The following is a 24,122-nucleotide window of genomic DNA, read 5'->3' on the forward strand; positions in this document are numbered from 1 at the left end:
GACGCTCAGAACACGTTCACGCAGATCTTGAGAATAGGCAACTCCCATCGCAGGTCTCCATGCCGAATCAACATGAACACTGAATCACCAAACAGGCCCTAAGAAAATCCGCGATTCCGCTAAGCGTGAAAATGCTCTAGCCAACGCTTCGGTGCATTTTGAGTGTAAACACGAAGCCGGTCCTTTTGACGGCCAATCATGTCCAGCACGGTTTCGTCAGCCTCGGTCAGGTTCTTGGCTTGGAACAGCGCCATGATAGATATCCAGTTTTAAACCATCGTTATGATGGATAATAACTATCATTGCGACAAGAGTTTTCTTTGGACGCGTCAACGTGGCCGCTCCGGGACCATCCACTTGCAATTCCTCCCCCATTTTGCTTAAAACCGCCCGTTCTAGCCGCCTGGCCTGTAAAGGGCATGCCATGGCGGCTTTATATCGCTTTGAAAGGATTAAGCAAAATGCCCAAGATGAAGACCAAGTCCTCGGCCAAGAAGCGGTTCAAGGTCACCGCTTCCGGCAAGATCAAGGCAGGTCAAGCCGGCAAGCGCCACGGCATGATCAAGCGCACCAACAAGCAGATCCGCAACCAGCGCGGCACGATGATCCTGGCTCCGGGCGATGAGCGCCTGGTCAAGATCCACATGCCTTACATCGCCAAGTAAGCCGAGGAGTTAAGACCCATGCCACGTTCAAAAGGCGGTACCGTCGCCCGCAAGTCCCACAAGAAGATCATCAAGCAGGCGAAGGGCTATTTCTCCCGCCGCAAGAACATCTTTCGCGTCGCCGTTCAGGCCGTCGAGAAGGCGGAGCAGTATGCCTATCGCGACCGGCGCACCAAGAAGCGCAATTTCCGCGCCCTGTGGATCCAGCGCATCAATGCCGCGACGCGCGAACTCGGCCTGACCTATGGCCGATTTATTCACGGCCTGGCCAAGGCCGGGATCGAGGTCGACCGCAAGGTCCTTGCCGATCTCGCCGTGCATGATCAGGCCGCCTTTGCCGCTCTCGTCGAGAAGGCCAAGGCTGCGCAGGCTTGACAGCCTCATAGATCACCACGTCGAATTCCGATTGCCTTGACCGGGCCACAGCGTGTCTTTCGCGGCACCTGCGCCCGGTCATGCCGTTTCTAGAGGAATACCTCAAATGAGTCTCGCCACTCTCGAACAGTCGATCCTCGCCGAGATCGACGCCGCAACCGATGAGACCGCACTTGACGCGGTGCGCGTCGCGGCGCTCGGCAAGAAGGGCTCGATTTCCGAACGCATGAAGAATCTCGGAGCCATGAGCCCGGATGAGCGGCGCGAGGCGGGTGCGGCCCTCAATGTGTTGAAGGACAAGGTTGCCGAAGCGCTTGGCGCGCGCAAGGCAAAGCTGCAGGAGATCGCACTCGAGGTCCGGCTCGCCTCGGAGAAGATCGACGTGACCCTGCCCATACGCCCCCAGGCGGCAGGCACCGTGCACCCCGTCAGCCAAGTGTGGGAAGAGGTGGTGCAGATTTTCGGCGACTTGGGGTTCTCCGTTGCGGAAGGCCCCCACATCGAGGACGACTTCCACAATTTCGATGCGCTCAATATCCCGCCTGAGCACCCCGCTCGGCAGGAGCACGATACGTTCTTCTTCCACGAGAAGGCCGATGGCTCGCGCATGTTGCTGCGCACGCACACGAGCCCGGTGCAGATCCGCACCATGCTGGCCTCCAAGCCGCCGATCCGCATCATCGCACCGGGGCGCACCTTCCGCTGCGACTCGGACATGACGCACACGCCGATGTTCAATCAGGTCGAGGGCCTCGTCATTGACGAGAAGGCGACGCTGGCGAATTTGAAGTGGGTGCTGACCGAATTCTGCAAGGCCTTCTTCGAGGTCGACGACGTGAAGATGCGCTTCCGCGCCTCGCACTTTCCTTTCACCGAGCCGTCGATGGAGGTCGATATTCAGTATTCGCGCGAGGCTGGCCAGATCAAGATCGGCTCAGGCGACAAGTGGCTGGAGATCCTCGGCTCCGGCATGGTGCACCCGAATGTCATCCGCAGCGGAGGCATGGACCCCGATAAGGTTCAAGGCTGGGCCTTCGGCGTGGGGCTGGACCGCATCGCCATGCTGAAATGCGGCATCCCCGACCTCCGCGCCTTCTTCGAGGCCGATCTACGCTGGCTTCGGCATTATGGGTTCAAGGCGCTGCAGGTGCCGACACTGGCGGGGGGGCTGTCGTGACTTCCCCTCACTTGCTCCGCATGCGGAGCGTTCTCTCCCGCTGCGCGGGAGAGAGTGCAGGAGTCGCTGCGCCCTTCTTCAACCTCTCCCGCAAAGCGGGAGAGGACGCCCGCGGCACGCGGGCCGGTGAGGGGAAGTCTCCCCATGCGTGACGGCGCCAAAACCACCCTCGCGCGGCAGCTCCGAAAGAGCGAGACCGCATCGCCATGCTGAAATACGGCATCCCCGATCTCCGCGCCTTCTTCGAGGCCGACCTGCGCTGGCTTCGGCATTATGGATTCAAGGCGCTGCAAGTGCCGATGCTGGCGGGGGGGGCTGTCGTGACTTCCCCTCACTTGCTCCGCACGCGGAGCGTTCTCTCCCGCTGCGCGGGAGAGAGTGCAGGAGTCGCTGCGCCCTTCTTCAACCTCTCCCGCAAAGCGGGAGAGGACGCCCGCGGCACGCGGGCCGGTGAGGGGAAGTCTCCCCATGCGTGACGGCGCAAAGACCGACCTCGCGCGGCAGCTCCGAAAGAGCGAGACCGCGGCGGAAAAGCGGCTGTGGCAGGCGCTGCGGGACCGCAGGCTCGACGGCCACAAGTTCGTGCGCCAGGCCACGGTCGGTCCCTACATCGCCGATTTCCTATGCCGCGAACGCAAGCTCATCGTCGAACTCGATGGCGCCACGCATTCCTCCGATGCGGACATCCTCTCTGACCGCCGGCGAACCGCCCATCTCGGTCGCCTCGGCTACAAGGTCGTCCGCCTACAGAACAGTGACGTGCTCAATGCCATGGACCTGGCCGTCATGGTCATCCGCGAGGCGCTTCGCGAGTTCCCCTCACCTGCTCCGCGTGCCGCGGAGCGTCCTCTCCCGCAAAGCGGGAGAGGCTGACGACGGAGTACACCCATGAAATTCACCCTCTCCTGGCTCAAGGACTATCTCGATACCACCGCCACGCTGGATGAGATCTGCGAGGGGCTGATCGGCGTCGGGCTGGAAGTGGAAGAAGTCACGGACAAGACCCGGCTGCTGGCCGACTTCTCCGTTGCCCATGTCCGGCTTGCCGGGAAGCACCCCAATGCCGACAAGCTGCGGCAATGCGTGGTGGAAACGAAGGACGGCACGAAGCAGGTGGTGTGCGGCGCCCCCAATGCGCGCACCGGCATCAAGGCGATCGTCGCGCTGCCCGGCGTCACCATTCCGGCCACGGGTGCGGTCTTCGCGCCCGCCACGATCCGCGGCGTCGAATCCCAGGCCATGCTGTGCTCGGAGCGCGAGCTGCTGATTTCGGACGAGCACAACGGCATCATCGAGATCGAAGGCGACTGGCCGGTTGGCACGCCCGCCGCCAAGGCCCTGGGCCTCGACGACCCGATGATTTACGTGAAGGTGACGCCCAACCGCCCCGATGCGCTCGGCATCTATGGCATCGCGCGCGATCTCGCCGCCAAGGGCCTTGGCACGCTGAAGCCGCTCGATGCGAAGAAGGTGGACGGCAGCTTCGACTCGCCCATCAAGGTCTCGCTCGATTTCCCCGATGACGACACCAAGCCCTGCCCGCTCTTCGTCGGCCGCTATATCCGCGGCGTGAAGAACGGCCCTTCGCCCGAATGGCTTCAGCGCCGCCTCAAGGCCATCGGGCTCCGTCCGATCTCGAAGCTCGTGGACGTCACCAACTACATCACCTTCGCTTATGGCCGCCCGCTACACGTCTTTGACGCGGACAAGGTGAAGGGCGATATCCGCGCACGCCTCGCCAAAGACGGCGAGACGCTGGAGGCGCTCGACAACAAGACCTACACGCTCTCGAGCGGCATGACCGTCATCGCGGACGACGCCGGCCCTGAGGCCATCGCCGGCATCATCGGCGGCATCCCCTCGAGCTGCACGGATGAGACGGTGAACGTCTTCCTCGAGGCCGCCTATTTCGACCCGCTGCGCACCGCGGCGACAGGCCGCGCGCTCGGCATAACGTCGGATGCGCGCTACCGCTTCGAGCGCGGCGTTGACCCCGCCTTCACAGCCCTGGGCGCCGAGATCGCGACCCGCATGATCCTCGATCTTTGCGGCGGCGAGGCCTCCCACGCCGTGGTGGCAGGCGAAGTGCCGAACACGGCGCGGAGCTATGCGCTGCGCAAGACGCGCGTTGCCTCGCTGGCGGGCGCCGCCATCCCCGTCATACGCCAGAAGGAAATTCTTGCTGCACTCGGTTATGGCGTCAGCGAGACGGCGGATGCGATCATCTGTTCGGTCCCTTCCTGGCGGCCGGATGTTCATGGCGAGGCGGACCTCGTCGAGGATGTATGCCGCATCTGGGGGCTCGACAACATCCCGCCCGCCCCGATGGAGCGCACCAGCGCCATCGCCAAGCCCGTGCTGAACCCGCTGCAGAAGCGCATGCTCGGGGCGCGGCGTGCATTGGCCGCGCGCGGCTTCAACGAGGCGATCACCTGGGCCTTCCTGCCCGAAGCGCATGCCAGGCTCTTCGGCGGCGGCCAGGCGGAGCTGAAGCTGGCGAATCCGATCTCGTCGGAACTCTCCGACATGCGCCCCTCGCTGCTGCCGAACCTGATCGCCGCGGCGGGCCGCAACATGGACAGGGGCTTCGCCGACATGATGCTCTCCGAAGTGGGTCACGCCTATGCCGGCGACCAGCCGAAGGATGAGACACTGCGCGCCGCCGGCATCCGCCGCGGCGCCTTCATGGGACGCAATGTGCATGGGGGTGCGCGCGCCGTCGACGCCTTCGACGCCAAGGCCGATGCGCTGGCCGTGCTCGAGGCCGCGGGTGCTGCCGTCGCCACGCTGCAGGTGGTGGCGGGAGCGCCTGCCTGGTTCCATCCCGGCCGCTCGGGCGCCATCCAGATGGGGCCGCAGAACAAGCTTGGGCACTTCGGCGAAATCCACCCGCGCGTGCTGGCGGCGATGGACGTGAAGGGGCCGCTGGTCGCATTTGAGCTCATCCTCAACGCCATTCCGGGATCGAAGCCGAAGGGTGCAACGCGCGCGGCCCTGGTCATCTCCGGCCTCATGCCGCTGTCGCGCGACTTCGCCTTCGTGGTCGACGATACGGTCGAGGCCGAGAAGCTGGTGAAGGCCGCGAAGAATACTGACAAGGCGCTGATTGCCGACGTCAGCGTCTTCGACCTCTACAAGCTCGAGGGCGGCAAGACGTCGCTCGCCATCGAGGTGACACTGCAGCCCAGGGACAAGACGCTCACCGAGGCGGAGATCGACGCCGTCTCGGCCAAGATCGTGCAGGCCGTCACCAAGGCCACCGGCGGAACATTGAGGAGCTGACCATGGCCAAGGCCAACAGCCGCAAAGTGCTTGCAGGCCTGAAGGCCCACCGGAAGAAGGGCGCGCCGGCCGACATGCGGCGCGCCTTCGAGCGCGATCCCAACCGCTTCGCGGAATTCTCCGCCACGGCCGGCGGCCTGCTGCTCGATTATTCCAAATGCGCGGTGAACAACCGCACCATGAAGCTGCTCGTGAAGCTGGCCAGTGCCTGTGACGTCGAGGCCAAGCGCGACGACATGTTTGCGGGCGCCATCATCAACTCCACCGAATCTCGCGCCGTCCTTCACACCGCGCTCCGCAACCGCGCCAACACGCCGGTGAAGGTCAACGGCAAGGACGTGATGCCGGACGTCAACGCCGTGCTCGCCGCCATGACGGACTTCGCGGAGAGCGTACGCCGCTCGAAGATCGCCGACGTCGTGAACATCGGCATCGGCGGCTCGGACTTGGGTCCCGCCATGACGACCCTCGCGCTGGCGCCCTATCACGACGGCCCGCGCCTTCACTATGTCTCGAATGTCGACGGCGCCCACATCGCCGATACATTGAAGCTCCTGACGCCCGAGACGACGCTGTTCCTCATCGCGTCCAAGACCTTCACCACCATCGAGACCATGACCAACGCGCAGACGGCGCGCAAATGGATCTCGGAGAAGCTGGGCGAACGACATGTGGGCGAGCATTTCGCTGCCATTTCCACCGCCAATCCCAAGGTCAAGGCCTTCGGCATTGCGGAGGACCGCATCTTCGGCTTCTGGGACTGGGTGGGCGGCCGCTATTCGATCTGGTCGGCCATCGGCCTGCCGCTGATGATCGCCATCGGCCCCGAACGCTTCATCGAATTTCTTGACGGCGGTCATGCGATGGACCGCCACTTCCGCGAAGCGCCTGTGCTCGACAATCTGCCCATGCTCATGGGCCTTCTCGGCGTGTGGCACCGGAACATCTGCGGCTATCCCTCGCGCGCCATCATTCCCTATGACCAGCGCCTGTCGCGCTTTCCCGCCTATCTGCAGCAGCTCGACATGGAATCGAACGGCAAGCGCGTCACGAAATCGGGTAAGCCCGTGAAGGGCGGCACTGGCCCCATCGTCTGGGGCGAGCCCGGCACCAACGGCCAGCACGCATTCTTCCAGCTGCTGCACCAGGGCACCGGCATCATCCCCGTCGAATTCCTGATCGCCGCCGAACCGCATGAACCTGGCGGTATGGCCGGGCACCACGCGCTGCTCGTCGCCAACTGCCTGGCTCAGTCACAGGCCCTCATGCTGGGCCGCACAGAGAGGGAAGCGGAGGCGCAGCTTCTCGCCATGGGCAAGAGCAAGTCGGAGGCGAAGGCGCTCGCCCCGCACCGCGTCTTCACCGGCAACCGTCCTTCGGTGACTCTCGCTTACAAGCGGCTCGACCCCTTCACGCTCGGCCGCCTCATCGCGCTTTACGAACACCGCGTGTTCGTCGAGGCCGCCATCTGGAACATCAACGCCTTCGACCAATGGGGCGTGGAACTCGGCAAGGAACTGGCCACGGGGCTGCAGCCGGTGGTGGAAGGCAAGAAGAGCGCCGGGGGGCTGGATTCGTCCACTGCGGGGTTGGTGACGTTCCTGCGCGGTTTCTGACCGCGTCAGAACATCGCCTCATCCATCTCCATCGCGGGGCCCGCCCCGGCGAGAATCTTCGCATGCAGTGCTGCTGAGTCCGGCAAGACCCGTTGCATGAAGAAGCGCGCAGTGGCGAGCTTGGCGCGGTGGAAGCCGGCATTGCTCCTGGGCAGCGACACGTCCGCAGCGCGGGCGAAGAGATAGGCCACCGCAGTGAGTGCAAGAAGCCGTGTGTAATCGACTGCCGCGGCCCCCACCTCTTCCGGGTGCGTGCCCGCCCGTTCGCGGATCACGCGCGTCGCATCCTCCAGAAGATCGAAGCTCGCCGCCAGCGGCTCCACGAATTCGGCCAGCGCGTCATTGCCCTCGTGGCGCCCGACGAAAGCCTCGACCGGCGTGGCGAAACTGCCGAACAGATCGAGATGCAACACCTTGCGGCCCAACAGGTCCATCGCCTGAATGCCGTTGGCGCCTTCGTAGATCGGCGTGATGCGCACGTCCCGCGCATATTGCTCCTGGCCATTGGCGCGGATGAAGCCATGCCCGCCCAGCACCTGCATGCCGATATTGGCCACCTCCACGCCGCTGTCGGTGAGGAAGGCCTTCACCACCGGCGTCATCAACGCCACCATGTCGCCGGCCTGCTTCCGAACCGCAGCATCGCCGTGCCGCTCGGACACATCCAGCGCCTGTGCCGTCCACAGCGCCAGCATGCGGCAGCCTTCGGTGAGCGCGCGCTGCGTCATCAGCATGCGGCGCACGTCGGGGTGGACGATGATCGGGTCGGCGGGCTCTCCCGCATCCCGCGCGCCGCCCGGCGCGCGCCCCTGCAGCCGCTCGCGCGCATAGGCGGCCGCGTTCCGGTAGGAGGCTTCGGCAATGGCGAGGCCATGGATACCCACCGCGATGCGCTCGGTGTTCATCATTGCGAACATGGCCTTGAGGCCCTGGTGCGGTTCACCCACCAGCCAGCCGGTGGCGCCGTCGAAATTCATCACACAGGTGGGGCAGCCATGGATGCCCATCTTGTGCTCCACCGAGCCGCAGGCCACCGCATTGCGCGCACCGAGCGAGCCATCGTCCTTCACCAGCACCTTCGGGACAAGGAACAGGCTGATGCCCTTGGTGCCCTTCGGCGCATCCGGCATGCGGGCCAGCACGAGATAGATGATGTTCTCGGTCAGGTCATGCTCGCCCGCCGAGATGAAGATCTTTGTTCCGGTGAGCGCATGGGAGCCATCACCATTCGGCGCCGCCATCGTCCTCAGCAACCCGAGGTCGGTGCCGCAATGCGCCTCGGTGAGGCACATGGAGCCCGCCCATTCGCCGCTTGCGAGCTTCGGCGCATAAAGCGCCTTCTGCTCCGCGCTGCCATGCTGGGCCAAGGCCACATAGGCGCCGCGCGTCAGGCCGGGGAACAGGCCGAAAGACAGGTTCGCGCCGTTGATCATTTCCTCGAACAGGACATTCACCATATGCGGCATGCCCTGCCCGCCATGCTCCGGGCTTGCGGTCAGCGCGGGCCAGCCGCCGTCGACCAGCCGCCTGTATGCCTCCTTGAATCCCTTCGGCGTTGTCACCACGCCGGAGTCGAAATGCACGCCCTCCTCGTCGGCACTGCGATGGAGCGGATAGAGCACTTCCGAGGAGAACCGCGCCGACTGCTCCAGCACGGCCCCGATCACATCGCGCGTGCAATGCCCGAAGCCGGGCAGTTGCGCATGGGTCTCGAAATCGAGAAGGTCGTAAAGCGTATAGAGGTGGTCAGCGAGCGGCGGGGCGAACACGGGCATGACCCGGAGTTCAGCACTCCACCACGTTCACCGCAAGCCCGCCGGTGGAGGTTTCCTTATAGCGCTCGCTCATGTCGAGCCCCGTCTGGCGCATGGTTTCGACACAGGTGTCGAGCGGCACGAAATGGGTGCCATCGCCGCGCAGCGCGAGGGAGGCCGCCGTCACCGCCTTCACCGCGCCGAAGGCGTTGCGCTCGATGCAGGGCACCTGAACGAGGCCACCCACGGGATCGCAAGTCATGCCGAGATGGTGTTCGAGCGCGATCTCGGCCGCATTCTCCACCTGCTCGTTCGTCCCACCCAGCGCCGCGCACAGGCCGGCAGAGGCCATGGCGGAGGCGGAGCCCACCTCGCCCTGGCAGCCCACTTCCGCGCCCGAGATCGAGGCATTGTGCTTGATGAGGCCGCCGATCGCCGCCGCGGCGAGCAGGAAGGTGCGGATGCCCTTCCCGTCGGCGCCCAGGCAATGGTCGAGGTAATAGCGGATGGTGGCGGGGATGACGCCCGCCGCCCCATTGGTGGGTGCGGTGACGACCTTGCCGCCCGCCGCATTCTCCTCGTTCACCGCCATGGCATAGACCGAGAGCCAGTCCATCAGCTGGTGCGGCTGGATGGCATTGTTGCCCTTCTCTTGGCTGAGCTTGGCATGGATCTCCGCCGCACGGCGCTTCACCTTCAACCCGCCCGGCAGCGTGCCGGTCTGGCGAAGCCCGCGGTTCATGCAGTCGCGCATCGCATGCCAGATGCGGTCGAGATTGGCGTCGAGCTGGTCCGGCGTCTGCGCCACCTGCTCGTTCGCCCGCTTCATCTCGACAATCGAAAGGCCGGAGCGCTTGCCCATCTCCAGCATCTCGGCGGCAGTGCGGAACGGGTAGGGCACGTCAACCGCCGGCTTCTCGGCCTTGCCCGCGGCGATGCTCTGGGCGCGCTCGGCCTCGGTCTGCACGAAACCGCCGCCGATCGAGAAATAGGTTTCCTGCAGCAGCACGTTGTTGTCATCGTCGAGGATGCGGAACACCATGCCATTGGCATGGCCCTTCAACGCCGGGCCGAAGTCGAAGATCACGTCGGTCGCCGGGTTGAAACCCACCGCGAAGTCATCGGCCACCTGAACGCACCCCCGCTCCGCCATCTGGCGCAGCACGTCGTCGACGCGATCGGGGTCCATGGTTTGCGGCTTTTCGCCGGCAAGCCCCAGGATCACCGCCCGGTCCGTGCCGTGGCCCTTGCCGGTGAAGGCCAGCGAGCCATGCAGCGTCACCGTCAGCCGCCCGGTGCGCGGCAGCGAGGCGGACGATGCAAGGCCGAGAAACCGCTCGGCCGCCACCATCGGCCCCACCGTGTGGGAGGAGGACGGCCCGATGCCGATCTTGAAAATGTCGAAGACGGAGAGGAACATGGCAACCAGAAATCATTGTTCGGAACCGGCAGCATAGCCGCTTCTGCCGCTTCTTGCGCCATAAACGTCTGGCTGGGGAGGGAAGCCAGTCGCAGCCGCCTGTGTCTCCCGTCCACCCCGGCGAAGCAGGAAACGGGAATCGCCATCCTCCGCCCTCCCGGCTCCGCCAGCCCGGCGCATGCTGGGGGCTGGCTTGATCCACGCCAGCACACCGGCCATAATGGGAACTTGCTTGGATAATTCAGGAATCGGAAGGATTCGCGAGAATTCGAATTCAGATGCTTCCGAATCGCGTGACCGGCAATCATGACCGCCGGCGTTTCCTTGTGGCGAATTTCTCCGAAAGCACTAGATTAGCGGTTCGTGAGCGATCTTTTTCTGATCTCGGGGGTTGATCTCCCGCACAGCGGCGGTGGCCCGGGGCCAAGGCCCCCGATGCGAAGGCCTGCGCGTGTACCGCTTGTCACCCCCAGGGTTCTTGAGGGTGCGATCCAACGCACCGTGTTCAAGCCCTCCGAGGGCCAGCTCGCAGCCGCGAAGAAGTATGCGCGCATCGCCAGGAGCGCCAATTTCGCCAGGCAAAAGGAAGTCAGCGTCCGCGACATCTTTTACACGGACATTCTCGGAACCATTCTCGGTTACTCGCGCTACGATCCCGAGAAGACCTACTCCCTGCATCTCGAGAAGGGCATCCGCACTGGTTCCGCGGATGCCGCGCTCGGGCGCTTCTCCGATGCCCAAGGCGATCGGCTCGTTGCGCCCCTGGAAATGAAGGGTCCTGCCTTCCGCGACCTGGATGCCATCATGCCAGGCCGGGGCAAAAGCCCGGTGCAGCAGGCGTGGGAATATGCCGTCGATTCTCCTGGCGTCTCCTGGGTGCTCGTCTCGAATTGCATCGAACTGCGGCTTTATCGCTTCGGCCGCGGGCGGGACGCCTATGAAAGCTTCGATCTCCGCCTGATCGATGACCCGGACCACCTCCGCCGCCTCATGCTGTTGCTCAGCGCGCAGCATCTGCTCGATGGCCACACGGAAGCGCTGCTCATCGAAACCGACAACGCGCTGCGGTCCGTCACGGACGAACTCTACAAGCAGTATCGAAAGCTGCGCGATGAAGTCCTCGCCTTCCTCACCTCGGCGGATGGCGGCCCCAGGCTCAACCGGCGCGCCGCCATCGAGCCGGTGCAGAAGCTGCTCGATCGCGTGCTGTTCATCGCCTTCGGCGGCGGAACGGGCCTGCTTCCGCAGCGCCTGCTTCAGAAGGCGGCGAAGGAACAAAGCTCGTGGCGTCCCGTGCCGGTGTGGGATAATTTTCAGCAGCTCTTCCGTTTCATCGACAAGGGCAGCGGCCCGCCCTTGCAGATCTGGGCCTATAATGGCGGGCTTTTTGCGCCCGATCCCGTGCTCGATGCCATCGTGCTGCCCGATCATCTGGCGCAGGCCGTGGCCGATATCGGCAATTGGGATTTCGGCAGCGAAATTCCGGTTACGGTTCTGGGCCGCATCTTCGAACAGTCCATCACCGACCTCGAAAAGCTGCGCGCCGAGGCTGAAGGCCGCCCCGCGCCGGACGTCGGCAAGGTTAAGAAGGAAGGCGTCGTTTACACGCCGGATCACATTGCCCGCTTCCTGGTCGAACAGACGGCCGGCAAGACGTTGGCGGAGCGTTTCGCTGCGCTGCTCAAGCAGCACACCGGCCGCGATTCCCTTCCAAAGTCGGATGACGATACACTGTGGCCAAGCCCCGGGGCCGAAGCCCGCTTCTGGCAGGATTATCTGGAGGTTCTTCGGTCGCTCAAGGTGCTGGACCCCGCCTGCGGGTCCGGCGCGTTCCTTGCCGCCGCATTCGATGTGCTGGCGGCGGACTATGCGCGGGTGCTCAACCGCCTCGACGAACTGAAGGTCCACACCGGCCTTGACGCCTTCGACGAAATACTGGGCCGCAACCTCTTCGGCGTCGACCTCAACATCGAGTCGGTCGAAATCACCCGCCTGTCGCTGTGGCTCAAAACGGCGCGCCAGAAGCACCGGCTTGCCAGCCTGGATGAGACCATCAGGGACGGCAACAGCCTGATTGGCGAGAAGAACTATGCCGACCGTCCCTTCGCCTGGGATGGCCGCTTCGCCGATATCTTGAAGCAGGGGGGCTTCGACATTGTCATCGGCAACCCGCCCTATGTCCGGATGGAGCTACTCAAGGACCAGAAGCCCTATTTCAGCAAGCATTACGAAGTGGCGGACGAACGCACCGACCTCTACGCCTATTTCTTCGAAAAGGGCGTGGATGTGCTGAAGCCCGGCGGGCGGTTGGGCTATATCTCCTCGTCCAGTTTTTTCCGCACCGGCTCCGGCGTCAAGCTGCGCGCCCTCATGGCCGAAGAAACCGAAGTCGAAACCGTCATCGATTTCGGCGACGAGCAGATTTTCGAAGGCGTCACCACCTATCCCGCCATCATCACGGCGCGCAAACTCGCCAAGGACGAGCAGCCCGCGGGCGAGTTGCGCTTTTTCAACATCAGAAAACTGCCGCCGGACTTGGGCTCAGCCTTTCAGGCCCAGTCGCAAGCCATGCCGCGAAACCGGCTGGGCTCCGCCTCATGGCAATTCGAAAGCGATGCCCTGGCGCGGCTGCGGGACAAGATCGCCAAGGGCCGAAAGACATTGGGCGAGGTCTATGGCGCGCCTTTGCGGGGCATCATAACGGGCCTGAACGACGCTTTCATCATTAACACGCCAACGCGTGACCGGTTGATTGCCCGCGATCCGAAATCGGCCGATCTATTAAAGCCGTTCCTCAAGGGCGAACACATCAAGCGCTGGCGCGTGGAGCCGGAGGGCTTGTTCCTCATCAACATCCCAAAAGGCAAGATCAGCATCGATGATTATCCGGCTATTCGGGATCATCTGTTTCCATTCAAAGCGGAACTGGAGAGGCGCGCAACAAAGCAGGAGTGGTTTGAGCTTCAACAGGCGCAGCTTGCGTATCAGAAAAAATTCTTACTACCGAAGATATCTTATCCCCATTTTCAGAACAGCAGAATGTTCTGCCTAGAAATTGATGGTTCCTTTTCGAATGATAAGTCCTACTTTATCCCAACTGGCGACCTTGCGCTCCTTGCGTATCTGAATTCGAACGTTTCTTGGGTTTTCCTGTGTGGAGTTTCGCCTGCTGTTCGAAACGGGTGGCATGAAATGAGGGTTCAGTATGTTGAGAGTTTGCCGCTCGCCAATCTTACGGCGGCAACTGAAGCTGCTCTGATCGATCTCGCGCAAATCTGTACCGAACTCTCGCGCGAAAGCTTCCAGATTAGCCGAGCGGTATATCTCCGTGTCGTCGCTGACCTGGCTAAAGGTAGAGCAGTTTCTGCAAAACTGCAGGAGTGGTATCAACTCGCTTTCGCTCAGTTCCGCTCCGAAGTGAAGCGAGTCTTTAGGGCGGATATTCCGGTCCGCGAGCGCGCCGAATGGGAGGCCTATCTCACGGAGGAAGGCACAAAGGTGAAGGCGCTTTCGGCTCAGATCGCAGCCGCCGAAGCAGAGATCAACCGTCTCGTTTATGCTGCCTTCGATCTCACCGATCCGGAAATTTCTTTGCTGGAAGAGTCGCTCGCCGGTCAGTTGTAACTTCGCCCGTGGAGCGTCAAACCCTCACTGCCAGAGCCCGCATCGGCTTCATCGCCGTCGACGACGGCGGCGCCCTTTTCGCGCTGCGCCGCACTGCGTGAACATGCATCAACCGCCCCGTCGTGAGCAGGGCAACCGCGCATGGCCTTCCCCACAAAGGGGATGAAAATCCTATCGCCAGCCGCTTGCGGGGGCGGGACGGCGAAGAGTTCCGTCGTCCCCTGTCGCCGCGCATGGGCGGCGGAAACGGGTGGTGCGGCGGGCGCGGGGGAGCGCCACCGCCGGTGGCCATTCCCGAATTGCAGTTCCCGCTTGCCGCGCCCCGTGCTCAAATGCCGGGCAAGGGAGCTGACGGGGATATCCGCTACCATGTTTGCCGTGCTTTTCGGCGTGTTCGCCGCGCTGTGCTGGTCTGTCCATGACGTGATTGCGCGGTCGATTGTTGGCGCGGTGGGCGGCTTCCGCACCGCGGCCTGGGTGATGGTGTCGGGCTTCATCCTGCTCTCGGCCTATGTGCTGTGGGAGGGCAGCGTCTGGCAGGCCTCCGGCCCCGCCATCTTCTCCGGCCTGGCTCTTGGCTTTGCCTATGGCTTCGGGGTGGGCGGGCTGTTCAAGGCCTTCAGCCTGGGGCCTGTGTCGCTGGTGGGGCCGATCACGGCGGGCTACCCAGTGCTCGCCGTGCTGTGGGGCGTGTTCAACGGTTTGGAGCCGACACCTTTGCAATGGGCTTGTGTCGGAGCGACACTGTTGGGCACCATTATCGTGGCACGATCCGGCGAGCCCGATGGCGGCATCAATGCTGTGGCGCCCGGCAAGATGCCAGTGCTGCTGTTCTTCGCGGTCATGGCGGTGCTGGGCTATTCGTCCTCCATCGTGCTGGGCCAGCAGGCGGCGCTGACCGTGGGCGAGGTCGATGCCACCTGGCTGTCGCGGCCCGTCGCGCTGCTGGTGCTGCTGCCCTTCGCCTTTCTCGATGGCAGGCGTTCGGTATTGACCCGAAACCAATGGATCGGGATCTTCGTTATGGGCGGGCTCGATGTACTGGGCGTCATCGCCGTCAATGCCTCGGGCCATTTTCCCGGCAAGGAGTTCGCCGGCATCGGTATTTCGGCCTATGGCGCGCTCTCGGTCATCATGGCGATGATCTTCCTCAAGGAAAAAGTTTCGCCCGGGCAGTGGCTGGGACTGGCCATGATCGTGCTCGGCGTGGCAACAATGTCGGTGACCCAGAATTGAGGTGGATTAAGTCAGACCACCTGATTTATCTTCGCGGCGATGACGGCAGGACCCGAGACATACCCATGATCAAGCCAGCCCCGCGCGGCGCCGACCCCGAGACGATCCGCGCTGAAATCCTTGAAAAACTTGCCTATTCGGTGGGCAAAGACCCCGCGGTTGCCAAGCGCCATGACTGGCTCACCGCCACCATCCTGGCGCTCCGCGACCGCATCATCGACCGCTGGATGGAATCGACCAAGCGCGCTTATCAGACCAAGGCCAAGCGCGTCTATTACCTGTCGCTCGAGTTCCTCATCGGCCGCCTGCTTCGGGATGCGATGAGCAATCTTGAGCTCACCGGCGCCTTCACCAAGGCCTTGGCCGCGCTCAATGTCGATATCGACCTGATCGAGGCGCTGGAGCCTGACGCGGCGCTGGGCAACGGCGGGTTAGGCCGTCTCGCCGCCTGCTTCATGGAGAGCATGGCGAGCCTCGACATCCCGGCCTATGGCTATGGCATCCGCTACAATCACGGCCTGTTCCGCCAGAAGATCACCGACGGCTGGCAGGTGGAACTGCCCGAAAACTGGCTTGAGCACGGAAATCCCTGGGAATTTCCGCGCCGGGAGGCCGCCTACGAGATTGGCTTCGGCGGGCAGGTGATGCCCGGCATCGATGCCAACAACCGCCACCAGCGGCGCTGGAAGCCGGCCGAGAAGCTCATCGCCTCCGCATGCGACACGCCCATGGTGGGCTGGCGCGGCAGGCGGGTGAATACGCTCCGCCTGTGGACGGCCCGCGCGCCGGACCCGATCCGCCTCGATGCCTTCAACAGCGGCGATTATGCGGCAGCCCTCTCCGGGAGCAACAAGGCGGAGATCATCACCCGCGTGCTTTATCCTGCGGATTCAACGCCCGCGGGCCAGGAGCTGCGGCTCCGGCAGGAGTATTTCTTCACCTCCGCCTCGCTGCAGGACATCATCCGCCGCCACATGCAGCAGTATGACGACATCCGGCTGCTGGCCGACAAGGTGGCCATCCAGCTCAATGACACGCACCCCGCCGGGGCGGTGGCGGAGCTCATGCGCATATTAGTGGATCATCATGGGCTGGACTGGGACGAGGCCTGGGAGATCACCAAGGCTGCGATCGGTTACACCAACCACACCTTGTTGCCGGAAGCGTTGGAAAGCTGGCCCGTGCACGTGTTCGAACATGTGCTCCCGCGGCACATGCAAATCATCTACGGCATCAACGCAAAACTCATCGGCGACGCGCAGAAAAGCAACTTTTGCAACGATGATTTTCTCGCTTCGGTGTCATTGATCGACGAGCACAATGGGCGCCGGGTGCGCATGGGGCAGCTGGCCTTCGTTGGCGCGCATTCGATCAACGGTGTTTCCGCCTTGCATACGGAACTGATGCAGCAAAGCGTGTTCCGAGACCTCAACAAACTCTACCCGGGCCGCATCAACAACAAGACCAACGGCATCACGCCGCGGCGCTGGCTTCTCGAGGTAAATCCGCGGCTTACGTCGCTTCTCAACGAGGCCGCCGGCGCCAATGCGATGGACGATGCCGAAGTTCTGACACAAGCCAAAGCCTCCGCCACGGATGCCGCCTTCCAGCAGCGCTTCGCGGCTATCAAACGGCACAACAAGGAAGAGCTTGCCAATCTGATCGCCGCGCGGATGGGACTGAAAGTCGATCCCGCGGCGATGTTCGATGTGCATGTGAAGCGCATTCACGAATACAAGCGCCAACTGCTCAACATATTGGAAACAATAGCACTTTACAACGCGATCCGCGCCCATCCCGAGCGGCCCTGGGCGCCGCGCGTCAAAATTTTCGCAGGGAAAGCAGCGGCGAGCTATGCCCAGGCGAAGCTCATCATCAAGCTGATCAACGATGTGGCGCAGGTCGTCAACAACGACCCTGACGTGCGCGACCTCCTCAAGGTCGTGTTCATCCCCAACTACAATGTGAGTTTGGCGGAAGTCATTGTTCCGGCTGCCGATTTGTCAGAACAAATTTCGACAGCGGGCATGGAGGCCTCGGGCACGGGCAACATGAAGTTCGCGCTCAACGGGGCGCTGACCATCGGCACGCTCGACGGCGCCAATGTCGAGATGCTGGAGCATGTGGGTGCGGACAACATCTTCATCTTCGGTCTGACGGCTGCGGAAGTTGATGAAAAGCGTCGCATTGGTGTTGACGCCGTTGCACTTCTGGATGCTGCCCCAGAGCTACGGAATGTCCTCGACCAACTGTCGTCCGGCGTGTTCTCGCCGGGTGACAACAACCGGTACCGGCCGATCGTCGACAGCATCACCCATGGCGACTGGTTCATGGTCGCCTCCGACTTCAAAGCCTATGCCGCGACCCAGCACGAAGTGGCCAAGCTCTGGCACCGGACCCGGGACTGGACGAAAAAGACGATCCTCAATACGGTGAACATGGGTTGGTTCTCGTCCGACCGGACGATCCGGGACTACGCCCGCGACATTTGGCACGTGCCCACCATTTGAGGAGCTGACGCCACATGGCCGACCCGGACTGGACACTGCCTGCACCTGAGGTCGAGGCAATCGTATCGGGTCGACACGGAGATCCCTTCGCCGTGCTGGGCTTGCACCAGGCTGGCGCGGAGTGGGTGGCCCGCGCCTTCGTGCCGGGGGCGGAGGAGCTCGAAGTCCTCGACACGGACGGCAGGCGTCTCGCCGCGCTGCCACGCCGGCACCAGGCCGGCTTCTTCGAGGGCTTGCTGCCAGTATCGTGTCGACAGGGGCTGGGCTATCTCGCGCGCAACCAGGGCGGCAGATGGACGGTGATCGACCCCTATTTACTGGGTCCGGTGCTGGGACCGCTCGACGATTATTACATCGGCGAGGGAAACCACCTGCGGCTTTATGACCGGCTGGGCGCGCATCCGATGCGGCACGAGGGGCATGACGGCGTGCATTTCGCGGTGTGGGCGCCCAATGCCTCACGCGTCTCCGCCGTCGGCGACTTCAACGGCTGGGACGGGCGAGCCCACGTGATGCGGAAGCGCCGCGACACAGGCGTGTGGGAGATCTTCATCCCCGGCGCGCAGGAAGGGCAATGCTACAAGTATGAATTGCTCGACCCCACAGGCAAACTGCTGCCGCTGAAGAGCGACCCGTTCGGATTTTCCGCCGAGATGCGGCCCAAGACGGCCTCGCGCGTGGCGCGTACCGATAATTTCAATTGGGAAGACAAGGCCTATCTGGACCGCCGCCGCAAGATCGACCAGCGCCGCACACCGATGTCGATCTACGAGGTGCATCTGGGCTCCTGGCGGCGCTGGAACGATGGCCGCTTTCTCACTTATGACGAACTCGCCGACACGCTGATCCCCTATGTGGCCGAGATGGGCTACACGCATATCGAGCTCCTGCCGGTGAGCGAGCACCCTTTCGACCCGTCCTGGGGCTACCAACCGACAGGGCTTTATGCGCCGACCTCGCGCTTCGGCGATCCGGCGGGCTTCGCGCGCTTCGTGGACGGCGCGCATCGCGCGGGGATCGGCGTCATCCTCGACTGGGTGCCGGCACATTTCCCGACCGACGAGCATGGGCTGGCACGCTTCGACGGCACCGCACTCTACGAGCACGAGGACCCGCGGCAGGGCTTCCACCCGGACTGGAACACCGCAATCTATAATTTCGGGCGGAGGGAGGTGGCAAGCTTCCTGCTCAACAACGCGCTCTACTGGCTGGAGCGCTATCACGTCGATGGACTGCGCGTCGATGCGGTGGCCTCGATGCTCTATCTCGATTACTCGCGCAGAGAGGGCGAGTGGATTCCCAACGAACATGGCGGGCGCGAGAACCTGGAGGCTATCGCCTTCCTGCAGCGCGTGAACCATGAGGCCTATGGCCAGAACCCCGGCATCGTGACCATTGCAGAGGAATCGACCGCGTTTCCCGGCGTGTCGAAGCCCACCAATGCAGGCGGCCTCGGCTTCGGCTTCAAGTGGAACATGGGCTTCATGCATGACACACTGTCCTACCTGAAGCGCGAGCCCATCCACCGCAAGCACCACCACAATGAGCTGACCTTCGGCCTGCTCTATGCCTTCTCGGAAAACTTCGTGCTGCCGCTGTCCCACGACGAGGTGGTGCATGGCAAGGGTTCGCTCTTGAACAAGATGGCGGGCGATGCGTGGCAGAAATTCGCGACCTTGCGCGCCTATTACGCCTTCATGTGGGGATACCCGGGCAAGAAGCTGCTCTTCATGGGGCAGGAACTCGCACCCTGGGGCGAATGGTCGGAGGCCAAGAGCCTGGACTGGAACCTGCTGGACCATGCGCCGCACCGCGGCGTGCAATCCCTCATGCGCGACCTGAACCACGTCTACCGCGGCACGCCCGCGCTCCATGCGCGCGACTGCGAGCCGGAGGGCTTCGAGTGGCTGACGGCGGACGACAAGGAAAACTCCGTCTTCGCCTGGGCGCGCCATTCGGGCGAGGGACACCCGATCGTGGTGGTGGTGAGCAACTTCACGCCTGTGCCGCGGACGTGCTATGCGCTGCCCATGCCGGTGGCCGGACGCTGGCGGGAGCTGCTCAACACCGACGCCCATATCTATGGCGGAAGCGGCATGGGCAACATGGGGGCGGTGGTGGCGGAACCGGAGCCGCTGAACGGCAAGCCGGCCCAGGCAAGCGTGACCTTGCCACCGCTCGCAACCTTGTATTTCATGCAGGATGGCTAGGGACGTGGTTTTCCCTCCCCCTTGTGGGGAGGGGAGAAGGAAATGGACGGCTCCCCACAAGAGCGAGGGGAACTGGAAACGGAGGAAGGCCCATGGCCGGACAGAGAAGGACCGGACCGCTGGCGCGCGATGCGATGGCCTATGTGCTGGCCGGCGGGCGCGGCAGCAGTGTCGCTGTGAGGTGGAGGTAACGATCATGCCTGACAGCAACCGGATAACGATGATCATCGAGGGTCTGCCCGAAGACGATGGCCGGGTCCGCTTTAAGACTTTCATCGATCAGCTCCAGAGTCTCAACGCAACAATCAATAGACTCGATCGAGAGCATTCCGAAGGTCGAGAGCACGTCGATTTTCAGATAGCCGAGCTTTCCTTCAACAGTCCTGTGCGCGTTGTTCTGGAACCAAAACCCACTGCGAATGCGCAAGGTATTGCGGCAGCCATCATCGATAGCTTCAAAAAAGTCGGGGATGCCATAGACGGCGATGATGATCTGAGCAGAATTGATAGCGATATTCTTGCTGATATGCGCGCCCTTGCCCGCCCGGTTGGTAAGCAGGTGAAATCCGCTTCTCTTCGATTCGATGGCGAAGAATTCAGATTGACCGAGCGTGTCTATAGCCGAGCTGATCAAGCTCTAGCCGTAACAGAAGAATGTGACGGAACCTTCGATGGAATGCTTGAGCAAATCAACATCCATCTTGGGGCGAACACCTTCCACATCTACCCGACTATCGGCCCCAGAAGGATCGCTTGCACCTTCCCAGCGACACTATACGACGATGCTGTCGCGGCCGTTGGTAGAAGAGTTGAAGTGTCCGGCTTACTCAGATACCGGTCGGGTGCAGACTTCCCCCATCAGATAATTGTGCGCGAAATCAGAGTGTTTCCCAACGAAGACAGCCTCCCAGATTGGGAGGACATCCGAGGAATAGCGCCAGATGCAACAGGTTCTTTAACGAGTGAGGCATTCGTAAGGGAGTTGCGTGATGCCTGGGTCTAGTCCTCTGTACTACTGGGATACATGCCTCTTCCTTGCTTGGCTGAAGGATGAAGAACGCCCAACGGGTGAAATGGCCGGGGTACGGGAAGTAATCGCCAAATGTAAGCGTCGCGACGCAGTCATGATGACTTCTGTTGTCACGTTGACGGAGGTCTTGAGCTCCCAATTGCCCGCTGGAACAGACAGACTCTTCACCGATCTAATGCAGAGAGTTCAACTCAAGTCCGTGGATACCAAAATAGCTCGCTTAGCTCATGACCTAAGAGACTGGTTTTGGCAAAGGCGAGCCGAGTACAACAATACCCCACTCTCTGTTCCTGATGCATTGCACTTAGCAACTGCTGTTCTGTACAAGGCAAATGAGTTCCACACATTTGATCGTAAAAACAGTCGTAACTCGCTCGGACTATTGCCTCTGTCTGGAAATGTGGGCGGCCACAAATTGGTTGTATGTAAACCAGAGGCAAAGCATCTGGAGCTTGATCTCCGAAGGCCGAAAAAATGACGAATGAAACGACATTCGATAACATAGCCGAATAGGGAGGAAGGCCCATGGCCGCACAGAGAAGGACCGGACCGCTGGCGCGCGATGCGATGGCCTATGTGCTGGCGGGGGGCCGCGGCAGCCGGCTGATGGAACTGACCGACCGGCGCGCCAAGCCCGCCGTGCCCTTCGGCTGCAAGTCGCGCATCATCGACTTCGCGCTGTCCAACGCGCTCAATTCCGGCATCCGGCGCATTGGGGTGGCCACGCAATACAAGGCGCACAGCCTGATCCGCCACATGCAACGCGGCTGGAACTTCTTTCGCCCCGAGCGCAACGAGAGCTTCGACATATTGCCGGCCTCGCAGCGCGTGTCGGAAGACCAGTGGTATGCCGGGACGGCGGATGCAGTGTACCAGAACCTCGACATCATCCTGAGCTATGGCCCCAAATACATGGCGATCCTGGCGGGTGACCATATTTACAAGATGGATTACGAGCTGATGCTGCAGCAGCACGTCAACTCCGGCGCCGACGTGACCATTGGCTGCCTTGAGGTGCCGCGCATGGAGGCGACGGGCTTCGGCGTAATGGCCGTGGACGGACAAGACCGCATCACCGCTTTCGTGGAAAAGCCGAAGGACCCGCCGGGCATTCCCGGCAACCCTGACATGGCGCTGGCCTCCATGGGCATCTATGTGTTCGAGACGGCGAAGCTGGCGCAGTGGCTGCGCGAGGATGCGGCGAACCCCCAGTCGAGCCGCGACTTCGGCAAGGACATCATTCCCTTCCTCGTCAATCACGGCAAGGCGGTGGCGCACCGCTTCACCGCGAGCTGCGTGCGATCGGAACATGAAACGGAAGCCTACTGGCGCGACGTGGGGACCGTCGATGCCTATTGGGAAGCCAATATCGACCTGACCGAGACGCTGCCCGCACTCGACCTCTATGACACCGAGTGGCCGATCTGGACTTACTCCGAGGTGACGCCGCCCGCCAAATTCGTGCATGACCTCGAAGGCCGGCGCGGCTCGGCCGTGGCCTCGCTCGTCTCCGGCGGTTGCATCGTGTCCGGCGCTTCCATCAAGCGCACCATGCTGTCGCCCAATGTGCGGGTGAACTCCTTCTCCGCGCTCGAGGAGGCAGTGGTGCTGCCGTCGGTTTTCATCGAACGCAATGTGAGCCTGAAGAAAGTTGTGATCGACACCAGCGTGCGCATCCCTGAGGGCCTCGTCGTCGGCGAGGATCCGGAGCTCGACGCCAAGCGCTTCCGCCGCACGGCGAGCGGCATCTGCCTCATCACCCAGCCGATGATCGACCGCCTGGCATTATGAAAGTTTTGTCTGCCGCTTCTGAACTCTTCCCGATGGTGAAGACCGGCGGGCTTGCCGACGTGACCGGCGCGCTTCCCGCCGCGCTCGCCGGACAGGGCATCGCGGTGACGAACATCGTGCCCGGCTACCCCGCCGTGATGGCGGCGCTGGAGAAGGCTTCACCCTTCCATGCCTACAAGGACCTGTTCGGCGGCGCTGCGCAACTCACCCGCGGCACGGCCCATGGGCTCGACGTCATCGCCATCGACGCGCCGCATCTGTTCGACCGGCCGGGCAACCCATATCTCGGCAAGGATGGCAAGGACTGGCCGGACAATGCCCAGCGCTTCGCGGCACTGGCCAAGGCGGCGGCCGACGTGGCGGGCGGCATCAACAAGGCCTATCGCGCCGAGGTGCTGCACTGCCATGACTGGCAGGCCGCGTTGGGGCCCGTCTACACGCATTTCCTCGGCGGGCCGAAGAGCGTGATGACGGTGCACAACATCGCCTTTCAGGGGCAGTTTCCGGCCTCCGTGTTCAGCCTGCTCGGCCTGCCGCAACAGGCCTTCGCCATCGATGGCGTCGAGTATTACGGCAATGTGGGCTACCTCAAGGGCGGACTGGCGACGGCCGATGCCATCACCACGGTGAGCCCCACCTATGCGCAGGAGATCTGCACGCCCGAATATGGCATGGGGCTGGACGGGCTGCTGCACGCGAGACGCCACGTGCTGCGCGGCATCGTCAACGGCATCGACACGGCTGTGTGGGACCCGGCGGCGGACGGGCGCATTCCAGCGACCTACAGCGCGAAGACGCTGCGGAAGCGTGTGGCCAACAAGCGGGCCCTCGAGGCGCGCTTCAAGCTTGAGCCCGGCGACGGCCTTATCCATGGCGTGGTGAGCCGGCTGACCTGGCAGAAGGGCATGGACATTTTCGCCGCGAGCCTCGATCAACTGGTGGCGACGGGGGCGCGGCTTGCGCTGCTGGGCACCGGCGAGACGGCGGTCGAGAACGCGGTCTTCGAGGCTTCGATGCGGCATCCCGGGCGGATCGGCGTCATCATCGGCTATGACGAGGACATCTCGCATCTCATCCAGGCGGGGGCCGACACCATTCTCGTGCCGTCGCGCTTCGAGCCCTGCGGGCTGACCCAGCTTTATGGCCTGCGCTACGGGTGCGTGCCGGTCGTGGCGCGCACCGGAGGGCTCAACGACACGGTGATCGACGCCAATGACGCCGCCCTGCAGGCGGGTGTCGCCACCGGCTTCCAGTTCGCGCCCGTCGACGCGGCGACGCTGGAACATGCGCTGGGCCGCGCCGCCGAATGCTATTCCAACGCGAAACTCTGGCAGGGTCTGCAGAAGCGCGGCATGGACCAGGACGTCTCCTGGGCACGCAGCGCCGCCGCCTATGCCCAGCTCTACCGCGCACTCGTGAAGGCCTGACCATC

At 63.0% G+C, this 24,122-nt stretch carries 18 protein-coding genes and 1 pseudogene; 15 read left to right on the top strand and 4 right to left on the bottom strand.

Annotated elements, in window-relative coordinates; genetic code table 11:
* Positions 1–119 precede the first annotated feature (119 nt).
* Complete coding sequence (locus tag IOC82_RS09005; protein ID WP_290545848.1) at positions 120–254, bottom strand: hypothetical protein; 135 nt, start codon at positions 252–254, stop codon at positions 120–122.
* A 207-nt stretch (positions 255–461) separates the two neighbouring features.
* On the opposite strand from IOC82_RS09005, the gene rpmI reads away from it, so the two are divergent.
* The 7 genes and pseudogenes from rpmI to pgi all read left to right on the top strand — a co-directional run bounded on the left by rpmI (position 462) and on the right by pgi (position 7,115).
* Positions 462–665, top strand: coding sequence for a 50S ribosomal protein L35 (gene rpmI / locus IOC82_RS09010; RefSeq protein WP_290545849.1), 204 nt, complete (start codon positions 462–464; stop codon positions 663–665).
* A gap of 18 nt (positions 666–683) precedes the next feature.
* Positions 684–1,040, top strand: coding sequence for a 50S ribosomal protein L20 (gene rplT / locus IOC82_RS09015; protein WP_290545850.1), 357 nt, complete (start codon positions 684–686; stop codon positions 1,038–1,040).
* A 106-nt stretch (positions 1,041–1,146) separates the two neighbouring features.
* On the top strand, positions 1,147–2,217 hold the full coding sequence (gene pheS, locus IOC82_RS09020) for a phenylalanine--tRNA ligase subunit alpha (RefSeq protein WP_290545851.1): 1,071 nt from the start codon (positions 1,147–1,149) through the stop codon (positions 2,215–2,217).
* A gap of 194 nt (positions 2,218–2,411) precedes the next feature.
* Positions 2,412–2,531, top strand: a pseudogene (locus tag IOC82_RS09025) (phenylalanine--tRNA ligase subunit alpha); the annotation flags it as partial.
* Positions 2,532–2,685: 154 nt separating this feature from the next.
* The gene (locus IOC82_RS09030) at positions 2,686–3,090 is read left to right on the top strand and encodes an endonuclease domain-containing protein (protein ID WP_290545852.1); all 405 of its coding nucleotides are present in this window, start codon (positions 2,686–2,688) and stop codon (positions 3,088–3,090) included.
* 15 nt (positions 3,091–3,105) lie between these two features.
* Positions 3,106–5,499: a phenylalanine--tRNA ligase subunit beta gene (pheT, locus tag IOC82_RS09035; protein ID WP_290545853.1), complete on the top strand. Its 2,394-nt coding sequence runs from the start codon at positions 3,106–3,108 to the stop codon at positions 5,497–5,499.
* Positions 5,500–5,501: 2 nt separating this feature from the next.
* The gene (gene pgi, locus IOC82_RS09040) at positions 5,502–7,115 is read left to right on the top strand and encodes a glucose-6-phosphate isomerase (protein WP_290545854.1); all 1,614 of its coding nucleotides are present in this window, start codon (positions 5,502–5,504) and stop codon (positions 7,113–7,115) included.
* A 5-nt stretch (positions 7,116–7,120) separates the two neighbouring features.
* On the opposite strand, the gene IOC82_RS09045 is transcribed toward pgi, so the two are convergent.
* The 3 genes from IOC82_RS09045 to IOC82_RS09055 all read right to left on the bottom strand — a co-directional run bounded on the left by IOC82_RS09045 (position 7,121) and on the right by IOC82_RS09055 (position 11,567).
* On the bottom strand, positions 7,121–8,890 hold the full coding sequence (locus IOC82_RS09045) for an acyl-CoA dehydrogenase C-terminal domain-containing protein (RefSeq protein ID WP_290545855.1): 1,770 nt from the start codon (positions 8,888–8,890) through the stop codon (positions 7,121–7,123).
* Between the two features lie 10 nt (positions 8,891–8,900).
* Positions 8,901–10,289 (bottom strand): L-serine ammonia-lyase, encoded by a 1,389-nt coding sequence (locus IOC82_RS09050; protein ID WP_290545856.1) that lies wholly within the window; start codon positions 10,287–10,289, stop codon positions 8,901–8,903.
* A 348-nt stretch (positions 10,290–10,637) separates the two neighbouring features.
* A complete protein-coding gene (locus tag IOC82_RS09055) occupies positions 10,638–11,567 on the bottom strand; it encodes a hypothetical protein (RefSeq protein ID WP_290545857.1) in 930 nt (309 codons plus the stop codon).
* On the opposite strand from IOC82_RS09055, the gene IOC82_RS09060 reads away from it, so the two are divergent.
* From IOC82_RS09060 to glgA, 8 genes are all read left to right on the top strand, one after another.
* Positions 11,493–13,913, top strand: a complete 2,421-nt coding sequence (locus tag IOC82_RS09060; RefSeq protein WP_290545858.1) for an N-6 DNA methylase — start codon at positions 11,493–11,495, stop codon at positions 13,911–13,913. The two genes, IOC82_RS09055 and IOC82_RS09060, sit on opposite strands and share 75 nt — an antisense overlap.
* A 369-nt stretch (positions 13,914–14,282) precedes the next feature.
* The gene (locus tag IOC82_RS09065) at positions 14,283–15,149 is read left to right on the top strand and encodes a DMT family transporter (RefSeq protein ID WP_290545859.1); all 867 of its coding nucleotides are present in this window, start codon (positions 14,283–14,285) and stop codon (positions 15,147–15,149) included.
* Positions 15,150–15,214: 65 nt separating this feature from the next.
* Entirely contained in the window at positions 15,215–17,659 is a 2,445-nt protein-coding gene (locus IOC82_RS09070) for a glycogen/starch/alpha-glucan phosphorylase (RefSeq protein WP_290545860.1), read from the top strand.
* Between the two features lie 14 nt (positions 17,660–17,673).
* On the top strand, positions 17,674–19,869 hold the full coding sequence (glgB, locus tag IOC82_RS09075) for a 1,4-alpha-glucan branching protein GlgB (protein WP_290545861.1): 2,196 nt from the start codon (positions 17,674–17,676) through the stop codon (positions 19,867–19,869).
* Positions 19,870–20,065: 196 nt separating this feature from the next.
* Positions 20,066–20,872 (top strand): hypothetical protein, encoded by an 807-nt coding sequence (locus IOC82_RS09080; protein ID WP_290545862.1) that lies wholly within the window; start codon positions 20,066–20,068, stop codon positions 20,870–20,872.
* Positions 20,859–21,377 carry a PIN domain-containing protein gene (locus IOC82_RS17160; protein ID WP_366935663.1) on the top strand — a complete coding sequence of 173 codons (519 nt, stop codon included), beginning with the start codon at positions 20,859–20,861 and terminating at the stop codon, positions 21,375–21,377. Before IOC82_RS09080 ends, IOC82_RS17160 begins: the two co-directional genes overlap by 14 nt.
* A 47-nt stretch (positions 21,378–21,424) precedes the next feature.
* A complete protein-coding gene (gene glgC / locus IOC82_RS09085; RefSeq protein WP_290545863.1) occupies positions 21,425–22,690 on the top strand; it encodes a glucose-1-phosphate adenylyltransferase in 1,266 nt (421 codons plus the stop codon).
* Positions 22,687–24,117 (top strand): glycogen synthase GlgA, encoded by a 1,431-nt coding sequence (gene glgA, locus IOC82_RS09090; RefSeq protein WP_290545864.1) that lies wholly within the window; start codon positions 22,687–22,689, stop codon positions 24,115–24,117. The genes glgC and glgA overlap by 4 nt, the downstream gene beginning before the upstream one ends.
* Positions 24,118–24,122 lie beyond the last annotated feature (5 nt).

This window comes from Aestuariivirga sp. (assembly GCF_020252395.1).
Classification (GTDB): domain Bacteria; phylum Pseudomonadota; class Alphaproteobacteria; order Rhizobiales; family Aestuariivirgaceae; genus Aestuariivirga.